Raw genomic sequence first — 23,773 nt, 5'->3', positions numbered from 1 at the left:
AGGTGAATCAAATGACGATGTTACGTCCCGCTATACTTCTGTTTATTCTGTTGTCGCTTATTACCGGCGGGCTTTACCCGCTGGTGACCACCGCGCTGGGCCAGTGGTGGTTTAAGGATCAGGCCAACGGCTCGCTGATCATACAAAACGGTGAAAACCGCGGTTCGCGTCTGATTGGACAGAATTTTACCGACGCCCGTTACTTCCAGGGACGCCCTTCCGCCACTGCCGAAAGCCCGTATAATCCGATGGCATCCGGTGGCAGTAACCTGGCCGGCAGCAACCCGGAGCTGGATAAAGCCATTGCCGAACGTGTAGCCGCCCTGCGCGCCGCAAATCCACAGGCCAGCCGGGAGGTGCCTGTGGAGCTGGTGACGGCCTCTGCAAGCGGGCTGGACTACAGCCTGACGCCGAAGGCGGTGGCATGGCAGATCCCCCGCGTCGCGGCGGCCCGTCAGCTGACGGTGGAACAGGTGAGCAAGCTGGTCGCAGAGCATACGCAAAAACCGCTGGTCAGCTTCATCGGCATGCCCGTGGTGAATATTGTTGAGCTGAATCTGGCGCTGGACGCGCTAAGGAAAAACTAAATGACCGACGAGCCCATGCGCCCGGATCCGGACAGGCTGCTCGAACAGACGGCTGAAGCCCATCGCGGCAAACTGAAAATCTTCTTCGGCGCCTGTGCTGGCGTCGGGAAAACCTTCGCCATGCTGACAGAAGCCCAGCGGCTTCGGGCGCAGGGGCTCGATATTCTTATCGGCGTGGTGGAAACCCACGGCCGGAAAGAGACGGCAGCACTGTTGAAGGGGCTGGCGACACAGCCGCCTCGCCGTATCAGCCATCGTGGGCGTCTGGTCACGGAGTTCGATCTCGACGCCGCCCTCGCCCGCAGGCCCGCGCTTATCCTGATGGACGAACTGGCACACAGTAATGCTTCCGGCTCGCGTCACCCCAAACGCTGGCAGGACGTTGAAGAGCTGCTTGAAGCAGGCATTGATGTTTTCACCACGGTAAATGTTCAGCACCTCGAAAGCCTGAACGACGTGGTCAGCGGCGTGACCGGGATTCAGGTTCGCGAAACCGTACCCGATCCCTTTTTCGACTCTGCGGACGAAGTGGTGCTGGTCGATCTGCCTCCAGACGATCTGCGCCAGCGACTGCATGAAGGAAAAGTCTATATTGCAGGTCAGGCCGAACGCGCCATCGAACATTTCTTTCGCAAAGGCAACCTGATAGCCCTGCGCGAGCTGGCCCTGCGTCGCACGGCGGATCGCGTGGACGATCAGATGCGCGCCTGGCGTGACCTGCAAGGGCAGGAGCGCGTCTGGCATACGCGGGATGCCATTCTGCTGTGTGTGGGTCACGGCAGCGGCAATGAAAAGCTCGTCCGCACCGCAGCGCGTCTGGCGGCCAAGTTTGGTAGCGTCTGGCATGCGGTCTATGTCGAGACGCCGCAGCTTCACGCGCTGCCTGAAAACCAGCGCCGCGCGATCTTAAGTTCGCTGCGTCTGGCACAGGAGCTGGGCGCAGAAACCGCCACTCTCTCCGATCCCCAGGAAGATAAAGCCATTCTGCGCTACGCGCGTGAGCACAACCTCGGGAAAATTGTCATTGGCCGTCGTCAGCATCGTCGCTGGTTTAGCCGCGAATCCTTTGCTGACAAACTGGCCCGGCGTGCTCCCGACCTCGATCTGGTAATTGTCGCACTGGATGACAAACCCACCCCTTTACCCAACCGCGCACCGGACAGCCGCACTTTTAATGATAAATGGCGAATTCAGATCCGCGGCTGTCTTGTCGCCGTCGTGCTCTGCGCGCTGATCACCGTGATTGCCAGCCACTGGCTGATTGCCTTCGATGCGGCCAATCTGGTGATGATCTACCTGCTCGGCGTGGTCGTGGTGGCGCTCTTTTACGGGCGCTGGCCCTCAGTACTGGCGACGTTCATCAACGTCATCAGCTTCGATCTGTTCTTTATCGCGCCCCGCGGAACGCTCGCCGTTTCGGATGTGCAGTACATTCTCACCTTTGCCGTGATGCTTACCGTTGGGCTGGTGATCGGTAATCTGACGGCGGGTGTGCGTTATCAGGCCCGTATCGCCCGCTACCGCGAACAGCGCACACGGCATCTTTATGAGATGTCTAAATCGCTGGCGGTTGGCCGTACGCCGCTGGATATTGTGCAGACCAGCGAGCAGTTTATCCGCTCGACCTTTCACGCCAGCAACCTGATTTTACTTCCGGACGAACACGGGAAACTGCGCCCGCTGACCTCGGCCTCAGGTATGACGCCCTGGGATGAAGCCATTGCGCGCTGGAGCTTTGATAAAGGACTCCCTGCGGGTGCAGGGACGGACACCCTGCCCGGCGTACCGTATCAAATTCTGCCGCTGCGCAGTGCCGATAAAAATCAGGGGCTGGTGATCGTTGAACCTTCGAATCTGCGCCAGCTGATGATCCCCGAACAGCAGCGATTGCTGGAGACATTTACCCTGCTGGTGGCAAGCGCGCTGGAACGGCTGGCGCTTACCGCCAGCGAAGAACAGGCCCGTCTGGCAAGCGAGCGCGAGAGCATTCGTAACTCATTGCTGGCCGCCCTCTCCCACGACCTTCGCACCCCACTCACCGTGCTGTTTGGCCAGTCAGAAATTTTGACGCTGGATTTGGCAGCGGAAGGCTCGAAACATGCGTTGCAGGCCAGCGAGATCCGCCAGCATGTGCTGAACACCACACGCCTGGTAAATAATCTGCTTGATATGGCGCGCATTCAGTCGGGCGGATTTAACCTCAAAAAAGAGTGGCTCACGCTCGAAGAGGTGGTGGGTAGCGCTTTGAAAATGCTGGAGCCGGGCCTCGGTGGGCGCCATATTGCGCTGAACATGCCCGAACCGCTGACGTTAATTCACGTTGATGGCCCGCTGTTTGAACGCGTGCTGATCAATCTGCTGGAAAATGCCGGCAAATACGCAGGAGCAAACGCCCGGATTGGGGTGGATGCCACGGTGGAAGATCACACGCTACGGCTTGACGTCTGGGATACCGGGCCGGGTATCCCTGCCGGACAGGAGTTCGCTATTTTCGAGAAATTTGCCCGCGGTAATAAAGAGTCGGCCATTCCCGGCGTGGGTCTGGGGCTGGCGATTTGCCAGGCGATTATTGACGTTCATGGCGGTACCATTTCGGCGGAGAATCGCCCGGAAGGCGGCGCACGTTTTTGTGTTAAACTTCCTCTGGAAGCCCCGCCAGAACTTAATGAATTACCAGAGGATTTGTGATCAACGTTCTGATTGTTGAAGATGAGATCGCCATTAGCCGGTTTCTGCGTGCTGCGCTGGAAGGCGATGGCCTGCGCGTTCATGACGCCGGCACGCTCCAGCGGGGTTTGATTGAAGCGGCCACGCGCAAACCTGATCTGGTGATCCTCGATCTCGGCCTGCCGGATGGCGACGGCATCGATTTTATTCGTGAGGTTCGACAGTGGAGTCAGATGCCCATTCTGGTGCTGTCAGCCCGTACCGAAGAGTCGGATAAAATCGCGGCGCTGGATGCCGGAGCGGATGACTATCTGATTAAGCCTTTTGGTATTGGCGAACTGCAGGCTCGCCTTCGTGTCGCGCTGCGTCGTCACAGCGCCACCACCCCTGCCGACCCAACATACACGTTTGGTGATATTCGGGTTGATCTGGCAGCACGGCGCATTGTTCGCGGTGAAGAGGAAATCCATCTCACTCCCATCGAGTTTCGGCTACTCGCCGTTTTGCTCAATAATCACGGTAAGGTACTCACCCAGCGCCAGCTGTTGAGTCAGGTGTGGGGGCCAAACGCCGTGGAACATAGTCACTATTTACGCATATATATGGGACACCTTCGACAAAAACTGGAAGTTGACCCCGCGCGTCCTCGTCATTTATTAACTGAAACCGGTATCGGTTATCGGTTCATGCTTTGAATAACTATTCAGTTTATTTTTAAATAAATACCTACCCTCCTCTAAAATACGCGCGAAAATAATCTCCGGGTTATTTTTTGGTGTATTTATGTCCATTCAGCACATTCATAACACAATCCGTTAACGCAACATCAACATATCAGCATTTTGATCTGCGATATTCATCAAAAGCGAATATTTATTTCTGATTTGATCGGTTAACGGTGATCTGTTTCACAGTTAATCGCTTTTTCCAGGATAAAATGTCCATGCTTTCAATTACTGAAAGGAAATGAAACATGGAAAACAATAATCGTTTAATGCCCCATATAAGGCGGACAACTCATATCATGATGTTTGCCCACCGAAACTGTTTTGACTTTCACATCTTTAATGCCCGGTAGTCCTTCGACTTCTGGCGCACCCGCTTACAGGTTATCCTGAAACACCCTATTTTACAGGTGCTTGCCTGTAAACCCGTGCGCTCATTCATCTTAATTCAGGCTCATCCGCGACCGGGCGGACTGAATTCTATTCAGCAAAAAAACGCATTACTGATTTTTTAATCAGCGGCCTCCTTTTGCTGTTTTCCGGCATATTATCGATTTCTTTTCTGCAAGAAATCGAGGGACTGTTATTACCTAAAATAAAGAGAGAAAGATGAAAAGTTTAAAAATTGCAGCCAGCCGCGCCTGCCCTGATTGCTTTACCACTCACCGTGAACTGGTGGATATCAACGCCACGGATTATATTGATGTTGCCGCCATTGTTCTGGCCGTCAGCGATATTTTCACTGGTCGTATAGAAGAAATAGAAGCAACCGGATTTGGCATTCCTGTTTTTGTCGCGACGCATAAAGAAGAAATTATCCCGGCAGAGTATTTATCGCGGATCCACGGCGTATTCGAAGCATCAGACACCAGCAACGACTTCCACGGACGCCAACTGGAAGCGGCCGCGCAGAAGTATGAAACCCAACTGCGGCCGCCGTTTTTCCGGGCTCTGGTCGACTATGTCAAACAGGGTAACAGCGCCTTCGACTGTCCGGGTCACCAGGGCGGGCAATTCTTCCGCCGTCACCCTGCCGGCAATCAGTTTGTCGATTTCTTTGGCGAAACCCTTTTCCGCTCAGACCTGTGCAACGCCGACGTGGCGATGGGCGATCTGCTGATCCACGAAGGGGCACCCTGCATTGCGCAGCAGCATGCGGCGAAAGTCTTTAATGCCGATAAAACCTACTTCGTGCTGAACGGAACCTCATCGTCCAACAAAGTGGTGCTCAACGCCCTTCTCACTCCGGGCGACCTGGTCCTGTTCGATCGCAACAACCATAAATCCAACCATCACGGGGCACTTCTTCAGGCGGGCGCAACGCCGGTCTATCTGGAAACCGCACGTAACCCGTACGGCTTTATTGGCGGCATCGACGCCCACTGCTTCGAGGAGAATTATCTGCGTGAGCTGGTGTCCGAAGTGGCGCCGGGCCGTGCCCGCGACGCGCGTCCGTTCCGCCTGGCGGTGATCCAGCTGGGTACCTACGATGGCACCATCTATAACGCTCGCCAGGTCGTGGATAACATCGGCCATCTGTGCGACTACATCCTGTTTGACTCTGCCTGGGTGGGTTACGAGCAGTTTATACCGATGATGGCCGATTGCTCTCCGCTGCTGCTGGAGCTGAATGAAAACGATCCGGGGATCCTGGTCACCCAGTCAGTCCATAAACAGCAGGCCGGTTTCTCGCAGACATCGCAAATCCACAAGAAGGACAGCCACATCAAAGGCCAGCAGCGCTATGTTCCGCATAAGCGGCTGAATAACGCCTTCATGATGCACGCGTCCACCAGCCCGTTCTATCCGCTGTTTGCTGCACTGGACATCAACGCCCGCATGCATGAGGGACAGAGCGGCCGCAACATGTGGATGGACTGCGTGGTGACCGGTATCGAAGCCCGTAAGCTGATCCTGCAGAACTGCCAGTATCTTCGCCCGTTCGTGCCGGAACTGGTTGATGGCCGTCCGTGGGAAAGCTGGGACACCGCTGAGATTGCCACGGACCTGCGCTTCTTCCACTTCGTGCCCGGTGAACACTGGCACGCCTTCGAAGGCTATGCCGAACATCAGTATTTTATCGATCCGTGCAAACTGCTGCTGACCACGCCGGGTATTAACGCCCAGACCGGTGAGTACGAGGAATTCGGCGTCCCCGCCACTATTCTCGCCAACTTCCTGCGTGAAAACGGCATCGTGCCGGAAAAATGCGATCTCAACTCCATCCTGTTCCTGCTCACGCCTGCCGAGGATATGGGCAAACTGCAGCAACTGGTCGCGCAACTGGTGCGCTTCGAAAAACTGCTCGAGACGGATGCCCCCCTCAAAGAGGTACTGCCTTCTGTCTGTAAACAGTATCCGGAGCGCTATGCAGATTACACCCTGCGCCAGATTTGCCAGGAAATGCATGAGCTGTACGCCCGCCACAACGTGAAGCAGCTGCAAAAAGAGATGTTCCGCAAGTCTCACTTCCCGCGCGTCATGATGAACCCGCAAGAGGCGAACTATGCCTACCTGCGGGGTGAGGTCGAGCTGGTCTCACTGCGCGATGCGGAAGGTCGCATTGCCGCCGAAGGTGCCCTTCCTTATCCACCGGGGGTGTTGTGCGTTGTGCCGGGTGAAGTCTGGGGCGGTTCCGTGCTGCGCTACTTTGCTGCGCTGGAAGAGGGTATCAACCTTTTACCGGGCTTCGCGCCGGAACTGCAGGGCGTTTACGTTGAGGAGTGTGACGGTCGTAAGCAGGTTCGTTGTAACGTCATCAAACACGCTGCCGCTCAGCCATCGCTGCTGAAAGGAGAAAAATTATGAGCAAGTCCAATAAAATGGGCGTGGTGCAGCTGACCATTCTCACCATGGTAAACATGATGGGGTCCGGGATCATCATGTTGCCCACCAAGCTTGCGGAAGTAGGAACCATTTCGATTATCTCCTGGATGGTGACCGCCGTGGGGTCAATGGCACTGGCCTGGGCATTCGCCAAGTGCGGTATGTTCAGCCGCAAGCCCGGCGGGATGGGCGGCTACGCCGAATATGCCTTTGGCAAATCCGGTAACTTCATGGCCAACTACACCTACGGCGTCTCTTTGCTGATCGCTAACGTGGCGATTGCCATTTCCGCCGTGGGTTACGGTACGGAGCTATTCGGTGTGGCGCTGACCCCGGTGCAAATCGGGCTGGCCACCATCGGCGTGCTGTGGATCTGCACCGTGGCTAACTTTGGCGGCGCGCGTATTACCGGACAGATCAGCAGTATTACCGTCTGGGGGGTCATTATCCCGGTGGTTGGGCTGTGCATCATCGGCTGGTTCTGGTTTAGCCCCACGCTGTACGTCAACTCCTGGAACCCACACCATGTTCCGTTCTTCACCGCAGTGGGCTCTTCCATCGCCATGACGCTGTGGGCCTTCCTGGGGCTGGAATCTGCGTGTGCTAACGCCGAAGTGGTGGAAAACCCGGAGAAGAACGTACCGATTGCCGTGCTTGGCGGTACGCTGGGCGCTGCGGCCATTTACATTGTCTCAACCAACGTGATTGCAGGGATTGTACCGAACATGGATCTTGCCAGTTCCACGGCACCGTTCGGTCTGGCCTTTGCGCAGATGTTTACGCCGGGTGTCGGGAAAGTGATCATGGGGCTGATGGTGATGTCCTGCTGCGGCTCGCTTCTCGGCTGGCAGTTCACCATCGCTCAGGTCTTTAAATCATCCGCTGACGAAGGGTATTTCCCGAAAATCTTCTCCCGGGTCAGCAAAGCAGAGGCACCGGTTCAGGGCATGCTGGCGATTGTTATCTTCCAGAGTGGGTTATCTTTGATGACCATCAGCCCGTCGCTGAACAGCCAGTTCAACGTGCTGGTCAACCTGGCGGTAGTGACCAATATCATTCCGTATATTCTGTCGATGGCGGCGCTGGTCATCATTCAGAAGGTGGCGAAGGTGGACGCAGGCAAAGCGAGGGTGGCGAATATTGTGGCGCTGATTGGGGCAATTTACAGCTTCTATGCGCTCTACTCTTCCGGCCAGGAAGCCATGCTGTATGGTGCGATGGTGACCTTTATGGGCTGGACGCTGTACGGTCTGGTATCACCGCGGTTTGAATTGAAAAATAAACACAGTTAATGCAAAAGCAAAACGGCAACCCTGGGGTTGCCGTTTTGCTTGCATCGTGAGGGCATCAGCCCACCGCGATTTACGCGTTTTTCAGCACTTCGCTGACAATCTCTACCGCTTCTTTCTCAATCAGCTTACGGTGTTCGTCGCCGAGGAAGCTCTCACAATAGATTTTGTATGCATCTTCCGTACCGGATGGACGCGCGGCAAACCAGCCGTTTTCGGTCATCACTTTCAGACCACCGATAGAGGCACCGTTACCCGGGGCCGCCGTCAGACGGGCCGTGATAGGGTCACCGGCCAGCGTGCTGGCACTGACCATCTCCGGAGAGAGTTTAGACAGCGCCGCTTTCTGCGCGGAGGTCGCGCCAGCCTGAATACGGTTATAGCTTGGCGCGCCAAAGCGTGCCGCCAGCTCGTTATAGTGTTCCTGCGGATTTTTACCGGTGACAGCGGTGATTTCCGCCGCCAGCAGGCACATGATGATCCCGTCTTTATCGGTAGACCATGGCGTGCCGTCGAAACGCAGGAAGGATGCGCCCGCGCTCTCTTCACCGCCAAAACCGAAGCTGCCGTCGTGCAGACCGTCAACAAACCATTTGAAGCCTACCGGTACTTCCACCAGCTTACGGCCCAGCGCCTCAACCACGCGGTCAATCATCGCCGAGGAGACCAGCGTTTTACCTACAGCCACCTCTTTGCCCCACTGCGGACGATGCTGGAACAGGTAGTTGATGGCAACCGCAAGATAATGGTTCGGGTTCATCAGCCCTGCCGGGGTGACAATACCGTGGCGGTCATAATCCGGATCGTTGGCAAACGCCAGGTCGAATTTATCACGCAGCGCCAGCAGGCCCGCCATCGCGCACTCGGAAGAGCAGTCCATACGGATTGCGCCGTCTTTATCCAGGTGCATAAAGCGGAAGGTCTGATCAACGTGATCGTTAACGATGGTCAGGTTCAGCTTGTAATGCTCTGCGATGCGTTTCCAGTATTCGATACCGGAGCCGCCGAGAGGGTCAACGCCCAGCTTCAGACCGGCTTTCTGGATGGCCGCCATATCGACGATATCCGCCAGACCTTCCACAAATGGCTGTACCAGATCCTGCTCTTTCACATGGCCGGATGCCATGGCCGCATCCAGAGAGAGGCGTTTCACCCCATTCAGGCCATCCGCCAGCAGCGCATTGGCACGATCTTCAACCACTTTCGTGACGTTCGTGTCTGCCGGTCCACCGTTAGGCGGGTTGTATTTGATCCCACCGTCTTCCGGCGGGTTGTGTGATGGGGTGATCACAATCCCGTCAGCCAGCGCGCCGCCTTTTTTGTTGTGGACAAGGATCGCGTTAGAGACCGCAGGGGTCGGCGTGAAGCCGTTATTTTCCTGAACAATGACGTCAACGCCATTCGCCGTCAGCACTTCCAGCACGGAAATGAACGCCGGTTCAGACAGAGCATGGGTATCTTTTCCCACATAGCACGGACCGGTAACGCCGTTTTTAGCGCGCTCTTCCGCGATGGCCTGAGCAATAGCCAGAATGTGCGGTTCGTTAAAGCTATGGCGCGCCGCGCTACCGCGGTGGCCAGATGTACCAAACTTCACTGCGTGTTCTGCGTTGCCCACGACCGGTTTCAGCACGTAATACTGCGCGGTCAGCTGAGCGACGTTAATCAAATCGCTTTGTTGTGCAGGTTGGCCTGCACGGCTGTGATTTGCCATTACCGGGTCCTTCTGATGCAAGGGTTAAATTGTACCGCAAACCTTTTCAATCAATTCCGCCGGGAACTGCATGGACTGCATGATGTGTTCAACCATGCTGCACTTGCGGCCCGTATTGGTATTGGTGATGACCCAGTACGGTGTGCCCGGGACATGTTTAGGTTTGGTTTGGTTGCCATTTTGCAGCAGCGTTTGCTCGTCGCCCGCGAAATAGACGCGGGTACGACCGTGCAGCGACTCGGTCGCTTCAGCAAACGCTTTGTTATCCAGTGAATAGAGTGTAGACAGCACCAGCATGAAGCGGTTAACCGCTTTTTTCTGCTCGGCGTACTCATCAGAGAGCAGCAACTCGCGCATCGCACGTACTTTGTCTTTCACTTGCGCGACGGCAGGTTTTGCTTGTGCAACAACGTTTTGTTGAGACACGACATCTTTAGTGACTGGGGTAGCAGGCTGTGAGGCGGCGGAAATTTTAAGCATGCGCCGTAAAATGTCGGACGCACTCTCCCCGATATGCCGCGTCTGGCTGGCAATATACTGATAGAGTTCGTCATCAACTTCGATTGTTTTCATCTTAATCCAGTGCGATATCTTATCTGAATACAAGTCGTTGGGATTATAAAGTTAAATTCCAACAGCGGATAGCGTCAAACCAGGTTGGCGGCAAAAGTCAGATTAAACTGGAACCTTGCAGCCGGGCGGCAGAATGGTCAACATGATACCCTAACCTGACATACGTAAAAAAAGAACTTTGCCATGAAATTGAATACCCGAGCGCAAACTGCACAATCGCCGAACAATAATTCTCCCATCGTACTGGTTCACGGGCTTTTTGGCAGCCTGGATAACCTGGGGGTGCTGGCGCGCGATCTGGTTACCGATCACGATATTTTGCAGGTCGATATGCGAAATCACGGTCTTTCCGGGCGTTCAGAGGAGATGACCTACGCGGCAATGGCCCAGGATCTGCTCGATACGCTTGATGCCAACCATCTTCAGAAGGTGACGCTCATCGGGCATTCTATGGGCGGCAAGGCGGTAATGGCCCTGACGGCGCTGGCACCGGACAGAATCAACGGTCTGGTCGTGATCGACGTTGCCCCGGTGGATTACGACGTGCGCCGTCATGACGACATTTTTGCTGCCATCAATGCGGTGACAGAGGCTGGGGTTTCAACCCGCCAACAGGCCACAGCCGTCATGCGCGAACATCTTAATGAAGAAGGCGTTATTCAGTTTCTGCTGAAGTCGTTTGTCGACGGCCAGTGGCGTTTCAACGTGCCGGTACTCTGGGCGCAGTACAACAACATCGTCGGCTGGGATACGGTGCCCGCCTGGCAACACCCTACCCTCTTTATTCGCGGCGGTAACTCCCCTTATGTCACCGACGCCTATCGCGACACCTTGCTGGCGCAATTCCCGCAGGCCCGCGCCCATGTCATCGCCGGTGCCGGACACTGGGTTCACGCGGAAAAACCTGACGCCGTGTTACGCGCCATCCGCCGCTATCTCTCTGATACTGCGAATTGATTAAAAAGAGAGCGACTGGAAGGTTGCGGGCTTCCAGTCGTTGGCGTGCCGTTTTTGGTGATGTATGATGGCGCGCTCATCGCCCGGGCAATAGCAGGGCGGCTTGTTTCCCCCGAAGTCTCAGAATCATGGCCAAAGAACAAACGGACCGTACGACACTAGATCTGTTCGCGAATGAGCGTCGACCGGGACGACCGAAAACGAATCCGCTTTCGCGCGATGAACAGCTGCGTATTAATAAACGCAACCAGCTTAAACGCGATAAAAATCGTGGGCTTAAGCGTGTCGAACTGAAGCTCAATGCCGACGCCGTCGATGCGCTTAACGAACTGGCTGAAGCGCGTAATATCAGCCGTAGCGAGCTCATTGAAGAGATGTTGATCGCCCAGCTTGAGACCTTGCGCCGCCAGGCATAAGTCTGAAAATCCCCTTTCTTACCCTTTTCATGTAGCACAGAGTGCAGTCCTGCGCGATAGCTGTTTCCGCGGGGTTGCCAGTTCTGCTATTATTGCCCTTATCCGTGGACAAATTGCGCCACCATACCATTAAGTTTCAAGAGGTTATTTTACTCATGGCAATCATCGGCATTTTCTTCGGCAGTGATACCGGCAATACCGAAAATATCGCAAAAAACATTCAAAAACAGCTCGGTAAAGACGTTGCCGATGTGCATGACATCGCCAAGAGCAGCAAAGAAGATCTCGAAGGCTATGACATCCTGTTGCTGGGTATCCCAACCTGGTACTACGGTGAAGCCCAGTGTGACTGGGATGATTTCTTCCCGACGCTGGAAGAAGTGGACTTCAACGGCAAGCTGGTCGCCCTTTTTGGCTGCGGCGATCAGGAAGACTACGCTGAGTACTTCTGTGACGCGCTGGGCACTATCCGCGATATCATTGAACCGAATGGTGCAGTTATCGTAGGCCACTGGCCGACTGCCGGTTACCACTTCGAAGCGTCTAAAGGCCTGGCCGATGACGACCACTTCGTGGGTCTGGCGATCGACGAAGACCGTCAGCCAGAACTGACCGCAGAGCGCGTTGAGAAGTGGGTGAAGCAGATCCGCGAAGAACTGCACCTGGACGATATTCTTAACGCCTGATTGTTAGTGTGGCGCAACCCCGGTTGCGCCCAGGAACCGGGTCAAACGATTAAATTAATCGCTACAATCTTTTAACTTTTTCGCCCAGACCTGTACAATGTCTCCCAGGTAAAATGGGGTGCCATTGAGTAAGTTTGTCGGTGATACCACGTTTTTATAAGCATACTTTGCCTGAGACTTGCAGTTTTCATTTAGCCATGGCAGTTCTATAATGAGACGCATTATTCCAGGTGCATTTTCTGTCACTTCCTCCAGAAGTGAATCGTTTAGCAACAGGACAGATTCCGCATGACTGACAACAATACCGCATTAAAGAAGGCTGGCCTGAAAGTTACGCTTCCTCGGTTAAAAATCCTTGAAGTGCTTCAGGGTCCAGACAATCACCATGTCAGTGCGGAAGACCTTTACAAGCGTCTTATCGACATGGGTGAAGAGATTGGGCTGGCAACCGTCTATCGCGTGCTGAACCAGTTTGATGACGCGGGCATTGTTACCCGTCATAATTTCGAAGGCGGTAAATCTGTATTCGAACTGACCCAGCAGCAGCACCACGATCACCTGATCTGCCTGGATTGTGGCAAGGTCATTGAATTTAGTGATGATTCCATCGAAGCACGTCAGCGTGAAATCGCTGCTCGTCATGGTATCCGCCTGACCAACCATAGCCTGTATCTGTATGGTCACTGTGCTGAAGGTGATTGCCGCGAAGACGATCACGCACACGACGCCAAATAAGTCGAACTTTCATACTCTGAGCCAGCCGCAAGGTTGGCTTTTTTTTGCCTGTCACCCGGCGAAAAAAAGCCCGGTAAGCACAGCGCCACCGGGCCTTAACACGCTTAATTAATTTCCGTTGTTACTGCGTATTTCCTTCCAGATCTGGTCGCAACGCTTCGCCACTTCCTGATCGTTACCGGTTTTACGCGCCTGAATGCAGGCCTGATAGTCCATCACGCGAACATTTTCCTGCGTCGCAAACTGCTCATGCGCCTTCTCTTTCTTCAGCACATTCAGCACGCTCTGGCAGGCTTCAATTTTCTCCGGTGAGCCTTCAGCGGTGTTAATGCAGGCGCTGTAAGCCTCCTTCAGGCGAGAATCTTCTTTCGGTGCCGGGTCCTGGGCGCAAGCCACCAGCCCCGAGGCCAGCAACGCGACGATTACCATTTTTTTCATCATGTGCAGTCTCCATTCCGGCGGGACGGAACCCGCCGGAGCGTTCATCAGAAGATAGTGAATGGTGCGATAACCATGAATTTCACGTCACGTTCATCCTGGAAGATGTTGCCGTAACCGCCCGCGTAGCTTGGAATATCAGAGTGGTTGTCATACTGCGTGAAGTGCAGCTTGAACATCGTGCCTTTCGCACGTCCATCCTGCACGGTATAGATGGCATCCAGGCTGTAAGAGGACTCTTTCAGACGGTAGTTCGGTTCGTAGTACGCATCCGGTGTGGCCATGTCGCCCGGTTTGGCGTCCCAGGCATACGCGTAGGAGGCGCCCACCGCCCAGCCCGGCAGGTTCCAGTTTTTCAGGTCATACATTGCGCCGAAGAAGACCGCTTTTTCGCCGTCGGCGTTGAAGTCAGAGCGGTTATCCCACCAGATATCCAGACGACCGTTGGAAGATGCGTAAGTCGGGGTCATACGCTGCAGGAAGTAGCCCTGCTGCCCTTCCGCCTTCACCCATGTCCCTTCCAGACGCAAATCCACCTGCCCCACTTTGTAGCCAAAGGTCAGCGCCTGCAGCCAGGCCGTGCCGTCATAAATATCGTTGACGCCACCATCGCTGACTTTGTCTCGCGTGCCGTAGAACTGGTAACTGGTACTCAACGGACTCCCTGCGATATCAAACTTGTAGCTGGCTTTGGCAAAATACTGATCGATATAACCTTCAGCCTGACCAAAGGCGGCTTCTAACACGAGGTCGTTTTTAAAATCGTACTTCGCACCCAGCGAGTGGAGGTAATCCACTTTGGTCTTTTTATCGTTCTGGTAAAACTTATCCATTTCGATATGCCACGGGGCTTTGTATTCGTTGGTCCACATATAGGAGAAACTCAACGCACCCGCATCACCGTAGTCAAAGTTAGCGCCGGCTTCAGCGCCCTGGTAAGTACCAGGCATAAAACTCCAGTGTGGCGCTAACAGGGTTTGGCCAGTTGGCTGAATATATCCGCCGCGCGCCCAGACTGGACCATACTTGAATTTTGCAGCGGCTTTATACAGGCTGATACCGCTTTTATCGCCGGACCAGTCTTCTTTATAGGCCTTATTGCTGGACGAGAAGGCAATTTCGTTCGGGTGTCCGCTGTCGCCATTTTCCGCCATTTCGATTGCCGTGAATGCGGCAATATCCAGGCCGAACATATCGGCGGCATAGCCTGACTGGAAGTCGAGGTTGGCATTCCAGGTAGAGTGAGAAAGGTTGGTTTTGTATTTGTCTTCGGTAACGTCTTTACGGTCACGTTCACGCTGCCAGTAATAAATACCGCCCGTGAGGGTAGAATCTTCGATGAAACCTGCTGCCTTAGCCTCTGGCGCAATCACCAGGCCTGACATTGCTGTCACACCGGCGATAGCCAGCGCCAGCGCACTACGTTTGCCACTGAACGTACGCATAGATTATTCCTCTTTGACGAATTAAAACGCCTGAACGGCGAAAAATATAAAAGACCAAAAGGTCAGGGGTAGTCAGAAATACCCTCGAATTAACTACCGCCTTTAGGTTATTTTTCGCGACGCGAATTATCAATGCTTTTCAGTGGGCAAAAGTCAGGATTATGACGAAGTGCACATAATTCGTAGTGCTTTGTAACATTTAGCGGGAGACGAGATTTGGCGGGGCAAGTCATTAAATTTAAGCCAGTAATTGTGTAAATTACTGGTTATTTTCAGGTCTTCACTCTTTTCAGAAATATACAAACTTTTTTTAGAAAAATAAGTAGCACCACATTGACCTGAATATTGCGCAGACATTATTTTTGCTCGCGCTTAACGATATGATCATTCAATAAAAAAACGCCGCATTACGCGGCGTTTGTCTCTCATTGACCAGAGCAGCGTTATTATTCGCCGACTTTAGTCCAGGTATCACGCAGACCAACGGTACGGTTAAACACCGGTTTTTCCGAGGTACTGTGACGGCTGTCGAGGCAGAAGTAGCCTTCACGTTCGAACTGGAACGCTTTGCCCGCTTCGGCGGCTTTCAGAGACGGCTCAGCATACCCCTGCTTGATGACCAGAGATTCCGGGTTGATTGTCGCCAGGAAGTCTTCTGCTGCACCTGGGTTAGGCACGCTGAACAGACGATCGTACAGGCGAATTTCAACCGGCAGCGCATGTGTTGCACTTACCCAGTGGATCACGCCTTTCACTTTGCGGCCATCTGCCGGATCTTTGCTCAGGGTTTCAGCGTCGTAAGAGCAGAAGATGGTGGTGATATTCCCTTCTGCATCTTTCTCAACACGCTCAGCTTTGATCACGTATGCGTTACGCAGACGCACCTCTTTACCCAGCACCAGACGCTTGTACTGCTTGTTCGCTTCTTCGCGGAAGTCAGCACGATCGATCCAGATTTCACCGCTGAACGGCACGTCACGGGTGCCCATTTCCGGTTTGTTCGGATGGTTAGGCATGGAGACCATTTCGCTCGCGCCCTGCGGGTAGTTTTCGATAACCAGTTTAACCGGATCGATGACGGCCATTGCGCGCGGCGCGTTGTCGTTCAGATCTTCACGGATGCAGGATTCCAGAGAGGCGATCTCAATGGTGTTATCCTGCTTGGTCACGCCGATGCGCTTACAGAACTCGCGAATAGACGCGGCAGTATAACCACGGCGACGCAGACCCGAGATGGTTGGCATACGCGGATCGTCCCAGCCCTCAACGTGCTTGTCGGTTACCAGCAGGTTCAGCTTACGCTTGGACATCACCGTGTATTCCAGATTCAGACGAGAGAATTCGTACTGACGCGGATGCACCGGGATCGTGATGTTATCCAGAACCCAGTCGTACAAACGGCGGTTGTCCTGGAACTCCAGCGTACACAGGGAGTGCGTAATGCCTTCCAGCGCATCGCTGATGCAGTGGGTAAAGTCATACATCGGGTAGATGCACCACTTGTTACCGGTCTGATGGTGTTCAGCGAACTTGATACGGTACAGAACCGGATCGCGCATCACGATGAACGGTGATGCCATATCGATTTTGGCACGCAGGCACGCTTTACCTTCCTCGAAGCCACCCGCACGCATTTTTTCAAACAGCACCAGGTTCTCTTCAACGCTGCGATCGCGGAACGGGCTGTTTTTACCCGGCGCGGTCAGCGTGCCGCGGTATTCGCGGATCTCTTCAGCAGACAGCTCGTCGACATACGCCAGACCTTTATTGATAAGCTCGACCGCATAGGCATACAGCTGATCAAAATAGTCAGAGGAGTAGCAGATATCGCCAGACCAGTTGAAGCCCAGCCATTGCACGTCATTCTTAATAGACTCAACGTATTCGATGTCTTCTTTTACTGGGTTGGTGTCATCGAAACGCAGGTTGCACTGTCCCTGGTAGTCTTGCGCGATGCCAAAGTTCAGGCAGATCGATTTTGCATGACCAATATGCAGGTAGCCGTTTGGCTCCGGCGGGAAACGGGTATGAACTGTGGTGTGCTTACCACTGGCCAGATCTTCATCGATGATCTGACGAATAAAGTTACTCGGGCGGGCTTCAGCCTCACTCATCGTGGATTCCTCAAAGCGTAAACAACGTATAACGGCATATGATCTTATAAGCCGGACGTAGTGACAACCCTTAAAACGTCTCTGAAGAAAATAATGGGGGCAATTGCTGCAAAAAAAAGCGGCGGAGGAAAACCCCCGCCGCTTAAGGCATGACTCTACTCAGGAGCGATTACTTGCCTTTAATCTCATACAGTGGCGTCTGGCCCGCAACGACCTGACCTTTCGCCTGAATCACCAGGCCGCTGAAGTCGTCGATATTGCTGCAAACGACCGGGCTAATCATGGAGCGCGCGTTAGCGTTCAGGTAATCCAGATCCATTTCCAGAATCGGCTGACCTGCCACCACTTCGGCCCCCTCTTCCACCAGGCGAGTGAAGCCCTGGCCGTTCAGCGCGACGGTATCGATACCCATATGGACAACGATCTCCGCGCCCTTTTCAGTTTCGAGGCAGAACGCATGGTTGGTGTTGAAGATTTTAACGATGGTCCCGGCAGCCGGTGACACCACGGTTTTGTCCGTTGGTTTCACCGCCACACCGTCACCGACAGCTTTGCTGGCAAACGCTTCGTCAGGCACCTGCTCAATCGCAACCACTTCACCGGTAATCGGTGAAACCAGCGCGGCAATGGTCGTTGCGTTAGGGACGGCCTGCGGTTTTGCCACCGGGGCTTCCGTCACTGGCGCGCTGTTCGCTGCTGAAGCCGCGATCGGTCCACGGGCAACCACTTTCTTCATTTCATCGCCAATCGATTCCGCTTTCGCACCCACGATAACCTGGATGGTCTGCTTGTTCAGTTTCACCACGCCGGATGCGCCAAGGCGTTTACACATGGCATCGTTAACGCGCGCAGAATCACCTACCGTCAGGCGCAGACGGGTAATACATGCATCGATAGCTTTCAGGTTATCCGTACCGCCTACTGCGGCAATATAATTGGTTGCCAGCTGGGTCAGCCCTTCTTCGGTATTGCTGTTAGCTTCGCCAGTAACGATGTCGTCTTTCGTATCTTCGCGGCCTGGTGTTTTCAGGTTAAACATACGAATGACTGCGGTGAACAGAACGAAGTAGATAACGAAGAACACCAGACCCATTGCGACCAGCATCCAGACGTTCTTGCTCGCCGCTGGCAGGTTGTACATCAACACGTAGTCGATCGCGCCGGCGGAGAAGGAGAAGCCCGCATGGATACCCAGCAGCGTTGCAACAAACAGGCTAATACCCGTCAGCACAGCGTGCATGAGGTACAGCAGCGGAGCCAGGAACATGAACAGGAATTCCAGCGGCTCAGTAACACCGGTCAGGAACGCGGTGATGGCAACTGACAGCAGCATCCCGCCAACCATTGGACGACGCGCTTTCGGTGCGGCCAGGTACATAGCCAGCGCCGCGCCCGGCAGACCAAACATCATGATAGGGAAGAAGCCCGACATGAACATGCCCGCGGTGCCGTCACCTGCGTAGAAGCGGTTGATATCCCCGTGGAATACCGCGCCCGCGGCGTTGGTAAACTCACCAATCTGGAACCAGGCAATGGTGTTCAGCACCTGATGCAGGCCGGTTGGGATCAACAGACGGTTGATGAAACCGAAGATACCCGCACCCACTGCGCCAGCGGAAACAATCCACTCACCGCCCGCATGGATAGCGTGCTGCACCGGTGGCCAGATGTAGCCAAAGATCGCGGCCAGAATCAGACAGAAGAAGCCTGTCGCAATCGGCACAAAACGTTTTCCACCGAAGAAGCTCAGGAAGTCTGGCAGTTTGATCCCCGCCCAACGGTTATAAACAGCCCCGCCGACCAGACCGGTAATGATACCTGCCAGAACGCCCATGTTAATTTCTGGGTTTATCGTCACCATCGCTTTCGTCAGGATGAAGTAACCGACAGCCCCGGCCAGCGCCGCTGCACCCGCGCTGTCTTTTGACCAGCTGGATGCCACACCGATGGCGAAAATCAGCGCCAGATTGTCAAAAATCGCGCCACCCGCTTGCGCGATAAATGGCACATTAAGCAGATCGGGTTGCCCGAATCGCAGCAGCAGTGCTGCAACCGGTAGCACGGCGATAGGGAGCTGCAAAGCCCTACCGAGGCGCTGGAAAAAACCTAAAATATTCATCCTATTCCCCCTACGAGACCCTTATTAAGGCTCGTGCATAAACTATGTTTTTATTGTGTCGACAACGATAAATACAGTTGATGATTCACTGGCATTGTGAGTGTGTGAAAAATTAATTCGTATCGCAAATTAAACACGTATTTTTTGTGATTTTTGTCACCAAATATCGTTAATAACCCTCCCTTTCTCTGGCTAACAGTGAAAACTTATTTTATCATTCAAAAAATCAAGACGGATTGATCCGGCCTGAAAGGTTCCAGGTTACGCTTAGTTCAGGTTCCGATAGCCATCCGCCCACTCTTCTACTTTAACTCTTGAGGTGAACAATGAGACTGATTCCCCTGGCAACTGCTGAACAAGTCGGTAAATGGGCCGCCCGTCATATCGTTAACCGTATTAACGCGTTCAAACCCACCGCCGATCGTCCTTTCGTTCTCGGCCTTCCTACCGGCGGCACGCCGCTGACCGCGTATAAAGCCCTGGTTGAGATGCATAAAGCAGGCCAGGTTAGCTTTAAACATGTTGTGACCTTCAACATGGATGAGTATGTCGGCTTACCCAAGGATCATCCGGAAAGCTACCATAGCTTTATGCACCGTAATTTCTTTGATCACGTTGATATTCCGGCTGAAAACATTAACCTGCTGAATGGAAACGCGCCTGATATTGACGCAGAATGCCGTCAGTATGAAGAAAAAATCCGTTCCTACGGTAAAATCCACCTGTTCATGGGTGGCGTGGGCAACGATGGTCATATCGCGTTCAACGAACCGGCCTCTTCTCTGGCTTCCCGTACGCGTATTAAAACCCTGACTCATGACACGCGCGTGGCAAACTCCCGCTTCTTTGACGGTGATGTTAACCAGGTTCCAAAATACGCCCTGACCGTAGGCGTAGGCACCCTACTGGATGCCGAAGAAGTGATGATTCTGGTTCTGGGCGGTGTGAAAGCGCAGGCGCTCCAGGCTGCCGTTGAAGGCAACGTTAACCACATGTGGACCATCAGCTGCCTGCAGCTGCATCCAAAATCAGTCATCGTGTGCGACGAACCGTCCACGATGGAGCTGAAAGTGAAAACGCTGAAATACTTCAACGAGTTAGAAGCTGAGAACATCAAAGGTCTGTAATTGAATAACCGCCTCTTCATCAAGAGGCGGCCGCTTTTTTTAACCGGGGGTCGTTATGTACGCTTTAACCCACGGTCGGATTTATACCGGCCATGATATTCTGGATGACCATGCGATTGTTATCGCCGATGGCCTGATTGAACGTGTTTGCCCGCTGGCAGAACTGCCGCCGGGGATTGAACAGCGCTCACTCAATGGAGCAGTAATCTCCCCCGGTTTCATCGACGTACAGCTGAACGGCTGCGGCGGTGTGCAATTTAATGACACCGCGGAGGCGGTGACGGTCGACACGCTGGAAATCATGCAGAAAGCCAACGAGAAATCGGGCTGCACCAGCTATCTGCCAACCCTCATCACCAGTAGTGATGATCTCATGAAACAGGGTATCCGCGTGATGCGCGACTACCTGGCAAAACACCCTAATCAGGCGCTGGGTCTGCATCTTGAAGGACCGTGGCTGAACATTGTGAAAAAAGGGACGCATAACCCGGATTACGTGCGTAAACCTGACGCTGAGCTGGTCGACTACCTGTGTGCCAACGCCGATGTGATCACCAAAGTGACGCTGGCTCCTGAAATCGCGGGACCTGACGTTATCAGCAAACTGGCCGCCGCCGGGATTGTCGTTTCAGCGGGCCATTCAAACGCAACGCAAAAAGAAGCGAAAGCAGGTTTCCGCGCCGGCATTACCTTTGCGACGCACCTGTACAACGCGATGCCGTATATCACCGGTCGTGAACCTGGGCTGGTCGGGGCAATTCTCGATGAGCAGGACGTTTACTGCGGCATTATTGCTGACGGCTTGCACGTCGATTACACCAACATTCGCAACGCCAAGCGCCTGAAAGGCGACAAACTCTGTCTGGTAACCGATGCCACCGCACCGGCAGGGGCAAATATTGAGCAGTTCATTTTTGCCGGTAAAACAATATACTACCGCAATGGACTGTGTGTTGATGAAAACGGTACGCTGAGTGGTTCCTCCCTGACGATGATTGAAGGGGTGCGTAACCTGGTTGAACATTGCGGGATTGCGCTTGATGAAGTCCTGCGTATGGCGACCCTTTATCCTGCGCGCGCGATGGGCGTAGATAAACAGCTTGGCGGAATTGCACCAGGTATGGTTGCAAACCTGACGGCATTCACACACGATTATAAAATTATCAAGACCATCGTTAATGGTAACGAGGTCGTCACTGAGTAAGTAAAAGTATGACACCAGGCGGACAAGCTCAAATCGGTAATGTCGATCTCGTTAAACAACTTAACAGCGCGGCGGTTTATCGTCTGATTGACCAACACGGGCCAATCTCGCGCATTCAGATAGCCGAACAAAGCCAGCTTGCTCCCGCCAGCGTGACAAAAATTACCCGTCAGCTCATTGAGCGCGGACTGATCAAAGAAGTCGATCAGCAGGCCTCCACCGGAGGCCGCCGCGCCATCTCCATTATTACCGAAACCCGCAATTTTCAGGCGATCGGCGTCCGTCTTGGTCGTCATGACACCACCCTTACGCTCTATGATCTGAGCAGCAAAGCCATCGCGGAAGAACACTACCCGCTTCCGGAGCGCACTCAGGAGACGCTGGAACACGCGCTGCTGAATACCATTGAACACTTTATCGAGAGCTGTCAGCGCAAAATCCGTGAACTGATTGCGATCTCGGTGATCCTGCCAGGCCTGGTAGACCCCGAAAGCGGCGTGATCCGTTATATGCCCCATATAAAGGTTGAGAACTGGGGGCTGGTAGATGCGCTGGAAAAACGCTTTAAAGTGACCTGTTTCGTGGGGCACGACATCCGCTCTCTGGCCCTGGCAGAGCACTACTTTGGTGCGAGCCAGGATTGTGAAGATTCGATTCTGGTGCGCGTACACCGCGGGACAGGGGCAGGCATCATCTCTAACGGGCGCATTTTTATTGGCCGCAACGGTAACGTCGGTGAGATTGGTCATATTCAGGTAGAGCCGCTTGGCGAACGCTGCCACTGCGGAAACTTTGGCTGTCTGGAGACGATTGCCGCCAACACGGCGATTGAACAGCGGGTGCGCCATCTGCTTGAACAGGGTTACCAGAGCCGCGTCACGCTGGACGATTGCAAGATAGGGACTATCTGCAAAGCCGCCAACAAAGGCGACGCGCTGGCCTGTGAAGTTATTGAGCAGGTGGGTCGCCATCTGGGTAAAACCATCGCCATCGCCATCAACCTGTTTAACCCGCAAAAAGTGGTGATCGCCGGTGAGATTGTGGAGGCCGAGAAGGTCCTGCTGCCCGCCATTGAAGGCTGCATTAACACTCAGGCGCTGAAAGCCTTCCGCCAGAACCTTCCCGTCGTTCGTTCTAAGCTTGACCATCGCTCAGCAATAGGCGCATTTGCGCTGGTTAAACGCGCCATGCTCAACGGTATTCTGTTGCAACATTTGCTGGAAAGTTGATCGGGTCTTATAGTAACGCCTTCTTTTTTTGATGTCGGAATGTCCATGACCATTAAGAATGTAATTTGTGATATCGACGGCGTGCTGATGCACGACAACGTTGCTGTACCAGGTGCTGCGGAATTTCTTCACCGCATCATCGACAAAGGAATGCCTCTGGTTCTTCTCACGAACTACCCTTCTCAAACCGGTCAGGACCTGGCAAACCGCTTTGCCACAGCTGGCGTCAACGTGCCGGACAGCGTGTTTTATACCTCTGCCATGGCCACCGCTGATTTCCTCAAGCGCCAGGAAGGAAAAAAGGCCTACGTGGTGGGTGAAGGGGCGCTGATCCACGAGTTATATAAGGCAGGGTTTACCATCACTGATGTGAACCCGGACTTTGTGATCGTTGGCGAAACGCGCTCCTATAACTGGGAGATGATGCACAAAGCCTCCTACTTTGTTGCCAACGGTGCGCGTTTTATTGCCACCAACCCGGATACCCACGGCCGTGGTTTTTACCCTGCCTGCGGCGCGCTGTGTGCCGGTATCGAAAAGATCTCTGGCCGGAAACCATTCTACGTGGGCAAGCCCAGCCCGTGGATCATCCGTGCCGCGCTGAACAAGATGCAGGCCCACTCTGAAGAAACGGTGATTGTCGGCGACAACCTGCGCACCGATATCCTGGCCGGATTCCAGGCGGGCCTGGAAACCATTCTGGTGCTTTCCGGTGTCTCCACCCTCGACGATATTGACGCCATGCCCTTCCGGCCGAGCTGGATTTATCCCTCCGTCGAAGAAATTGATATTATCTGATCCCAAACCACGCCTCAGCGCGTGGTTTTTTATTTTCACGCCCGATAAACAAACCCACATCTAACAAAACAGCCGATTTATTGCATAATCATCAATAAAAGCGTTCATGACGTACTCGTTTTTC

General features: G+C 53.9%; 20 protein-coding genes. 14 read left to right on the top strand and 6 right to left on the bottom strand.

Annotation, left to right across the window (positions count from 1 at the left end; all coding sequences use genetic code 11):
• Positions 1 to 11 precede the first annotated feature (11 nt).
• The 6 genes from kdpC (at position 12) to potE (ending at position 8,097) form a co-directional block, all read left to right on the top strand.
• A complete protein-coding gene (gene kdpC / locus AC2FAP_RS01010; RefSeq protein WP_068795103.1) occupies positions 12 to 587 on the top strand; it encodes a potassium-transporting ATPase subunit KdpC in 576 nt (191 codons plus the stop codon).
• On the top strand, positions 588 to 3,275 hold the full coding sequence (gene kdpD / locus AC2FAP_RS01005; RefSeq protein ID WP_014169155.1) for a two-component system sensor histidine kinase KdpD: 2,688 nt from the start codon (positions 588 to 590) through the stop codon (positions 3,273 to 3,275).
• Positions 3,272 to 3,949: a two-component system response regulator KdpE gene (kdpE, locus tag AC2FAP_RS01000; protein ID WP_014169154.1), complete on the top strand. Its 678-nt coding sequence runs from the start codon at positions 3,272 to 3,274 to the stop codon at positions 3,947 to 3,949. Before kdpD ends, kdpE begins: the two co-directional genes overlap by 4 nt.
• Before the next feature lie 278 nt (positions 3,950 to 4,227).
• The gene (gene speFL / locus AC2FAP_RS00995; RefSeq protein ID WP_106503839.1) at positions 4,228 to 4,332 is read left to right on the top strand and encodes a leader peptide SpeFL; all 105 of its coding nucleotides are present in this window, start codon (positions 4,228 to 4,230) and stop codon (positions 4,330 to 4,332) included.
• A gap of 256 nt (positions 4,333 to 4,588) precedes the next feature.
• Complete coding sequence (gene speF / locus AC2FAP_RS00990) at positions 4,589 to 6,787, top strand: ornithine decarboxylase SpeF (protein WP_449541405.1); 2,199 nt, start codon at positions 4,589 to 4,591, stop codon at positions 6,785 to 6,787.
• Positions 6,784 to 8,097: a putrescine-ornithine antiporter gene (gene potE / locus AC2FAP_RS00985; protein ID WP_014169152.1), complete on the top strand. Its 1,314-nt coding sequence runs from the start codon at positions 6,784 to 6,786 to the stop codon at positions 8,095 to 8,097. The genes speF and potE overlap by 4 nt, the downstream gene beginning before the upstream one ends.
• Before the next feature lie 70 nt (positions 8,098 to 8,167).
• Here the strand turns inward: potE and pgm are convergent, their stop codons facing one another.
• Together pgm and seqA are read right to left on the bottom strand one after the other, a co-directional pair.
• Complete coding sequence (gene pgm, locus AC2FAP_RS00980; protein ID WP_041162495.1) at positions 8,168 to 9,808, bottom strand: phosphoglucomutase (alpha-D-glucose-1,6-bisphosphate-dependent); 1,641 nt, start codon at positions 9,806 to 9,808, stop codon at positions 8,168 to 8,170.
• A gap of 24 nt (positions 9,809 to 9,832) precedes the next feature.
• Positions 9,833 to 10,381 carry a replication initiation negative regulator SeqA gene (gene seqA / locus AC2FAP_RS00975; RefSeq protein WP_020884977.1) on the bottom strand — a complete coding sequence of 183 codons (549 nt, stop codon included), beginning with the start codon at positions 10,379 to 10,381 and terminating at the stop codon, positions 9,833 to 9,835.
• 183 nt (positions 10,382 to 10,564) lie between these two features.
• Here seqA and ybfF point away from each other — a divergent pair, with 183 nt between their 5' ends.
• The 4 genes from ybfF (at position 10,565) to fur (ending at position 13,175) form a co-directional block, all read left to right on the top strand.
• Positions 10,565 to 11,338 (top strand): esterase, encoded by a 774-nt coding sequence (gene ybfF, locus AC2FAP_RS00970; RefSeq protein ID WP_014169149.1) that lies wholly within the window; start codon positions 10,565 to 10,567, stop codon positions 11,336 to 11,338.
• 128 nt (positions 11,339 to 11,466) lie between these two features.
• Positions 11,467 to 11,754 (top strand): LexA regulated protein, encoded by a 288-nt coding sequence (ybfE, locus tag AC2FAP_RS00965; protein WP_014169148.1) that lies wholly within the window; start codon positions 11,467 to 11,469, stop codon positions 11,752 to 11,754.
• Between the two features lie 155 nt (positions 11,755 to 11,909).
• Complete coding sequence (gene fldA, locus AC2FAP_RS00960; protein WP_008501067.1) at positions 11,910 to 12,440, top strand: flavodoxin FldA; 531 nt, start codon at positions 11,910 to 11,912, stop codon at positions 12,438 to 12,440.
• Between the two features lie 288 nt (positions 12,441 to 12,728).
• Positions 12,729 to 13,175 (top strand): ferric iron uptake transcriptional regulator, encoded by a 447-nt coding sequence (fur, locus tag AC2FAP_RS00955; RefSeq protein ID WP_014169146.1) that lies wholly within the window; start codon positions 12,729 to 12,731, stop codon positions 13,173 to 13,175.
• A gap of 108 nt (positions 13,176 to 13,283) precedes the next feature.
• Here the strand turns inward: fur and AC2FAP_RS00950 are convergent, their stop codons facing one another.
• The 4 genes from AC2FAP_RS00950 to nagE form a co-directional block, all read right to left on the bottom strand.
• Positions 13,284 to 13,613 (bottom strand): ChiQ/YbfN family lipoprotein, encoded by a 330-nt coding sequence (locus tag AC2FAP_RS00950; protein WP_025204664.1) that lies wholly within the window; start codon positions 13,611 to 13,613, stop codon positions 13,284 to 13,286.
• Positions 13,614 to 13,660: 47 nt separating this feature from the next.
• On the bottom strand, positions 13,661 to 15,058 hold the full coding sequence (chiP, locus tag AC2FAP_RS00945; RefSeq protein WP_449541406.1) for a chitoporin ChiP: 1,398 nt from the start codon (positions 15,056 to 15,058) through the stop codon (positions 13,661 to 13,663).
• Between the two features lie 446 nt (positions 15,059 to 15,504).
• The gene (gene glnS, locus AC2FAP_RS00940; protein WP_020884981.1) at positions 15,505 to 17,172 is read right to left on the bottom strand and encodes a glutamine--tRNA ligase; all 1,668 of its coding nucleotides are present in this window, start codon (positions 17,170 to 17,172) and stop codon (positions 15,505 to 15,507) included.
• Positions 17,173 to 17,341: 169 nt separating this feature from the next.
• Complete coding sequence (gene nagE, locus AC2FAP_RS00935; RefSeq protein WP_176586786.1) at positions 17,342 to 19,291, bottom strand: PTS N-acetyl glucosamine transporter subunit IIABC; 1,950 nt, start codon at positions 19,289 to 19,291, stop codon at positions 17,342 to 17,344.
• Between the two features lie 326 nt (positions 19,292 to 19,617).
• Between nagE and nagB the strand changes: the two genes are divergently transcribed.
• The 4 genes from nagB to nagD are packed head-to-tail and all read left to right on the top strand — an operon-like array spanning position 19,618 to position 23,649.
• Positions 19,618 to 20,418 carry a glucosamine-6-phosphate deaminase gene (nagB, locus tag AC2FAP_RS00930; protein WP_008501061.1) on the top strand — a complete coding sequence of 267 codons (801 nt, stop codon included), beginning with the start codon at positions 19,618 to 19,620 and terminating at the stop codon, positions 20,416 to 20,418.
• A gap of 55 nt (positions 20,419 to 20,473) precedes the next feature.
• Positions 20,474 to 21,622, top strand: a complete 1,149-nt coding sequence (gene nagA / locus AC2FAP_RS00925) for an N-acetylglucosamine-6-phosphate deacetylase (RefSeq protein WP_044857290.1) — start codon at positions 20,474 to 20,476, stop codon at positions 21,620 to 21,622.
• Between the two features lie 8 nt (positions 21,623 to 21,630).
• Positions 21,631 to 22,851, top strand: a complete 1,221-nt coding sequence (nagC, locus tag AC2FAP_RS00920; RefSeq protein ID WP_014169139.1) for a DNA-binding transcriptional regulator NagC — start codon at positions 21,631 to 21,633, stop codon at positions 22,849 to 22,851.
• Positions 22,852 to 22,896: 45 nt separating this feature from the next.
• Positions 22,897 to 23,649, top strand: coding sequence for a ribonucleotide monophosphatase NagD (nagD, locus tag AC2FAP_RS00915; protein ID WP_020884984.1), 753 nt, complete (start codon positions 22,897 to 22,899; stop codon positions 23,647 to 23,649).
• Positions 23,650 to 23,773: the final 124 nt, after the last annotated feature.

The sequence above is a fragment of the Enterobacter cloacae complex sp. 394I7 genome, assembly GCF_057320345.1.
The sequence above is the reverse complement of the archived record's forward strand: the minus strand, read 5'-3'. Positions and strand labels throughout refer to the sequence as shown.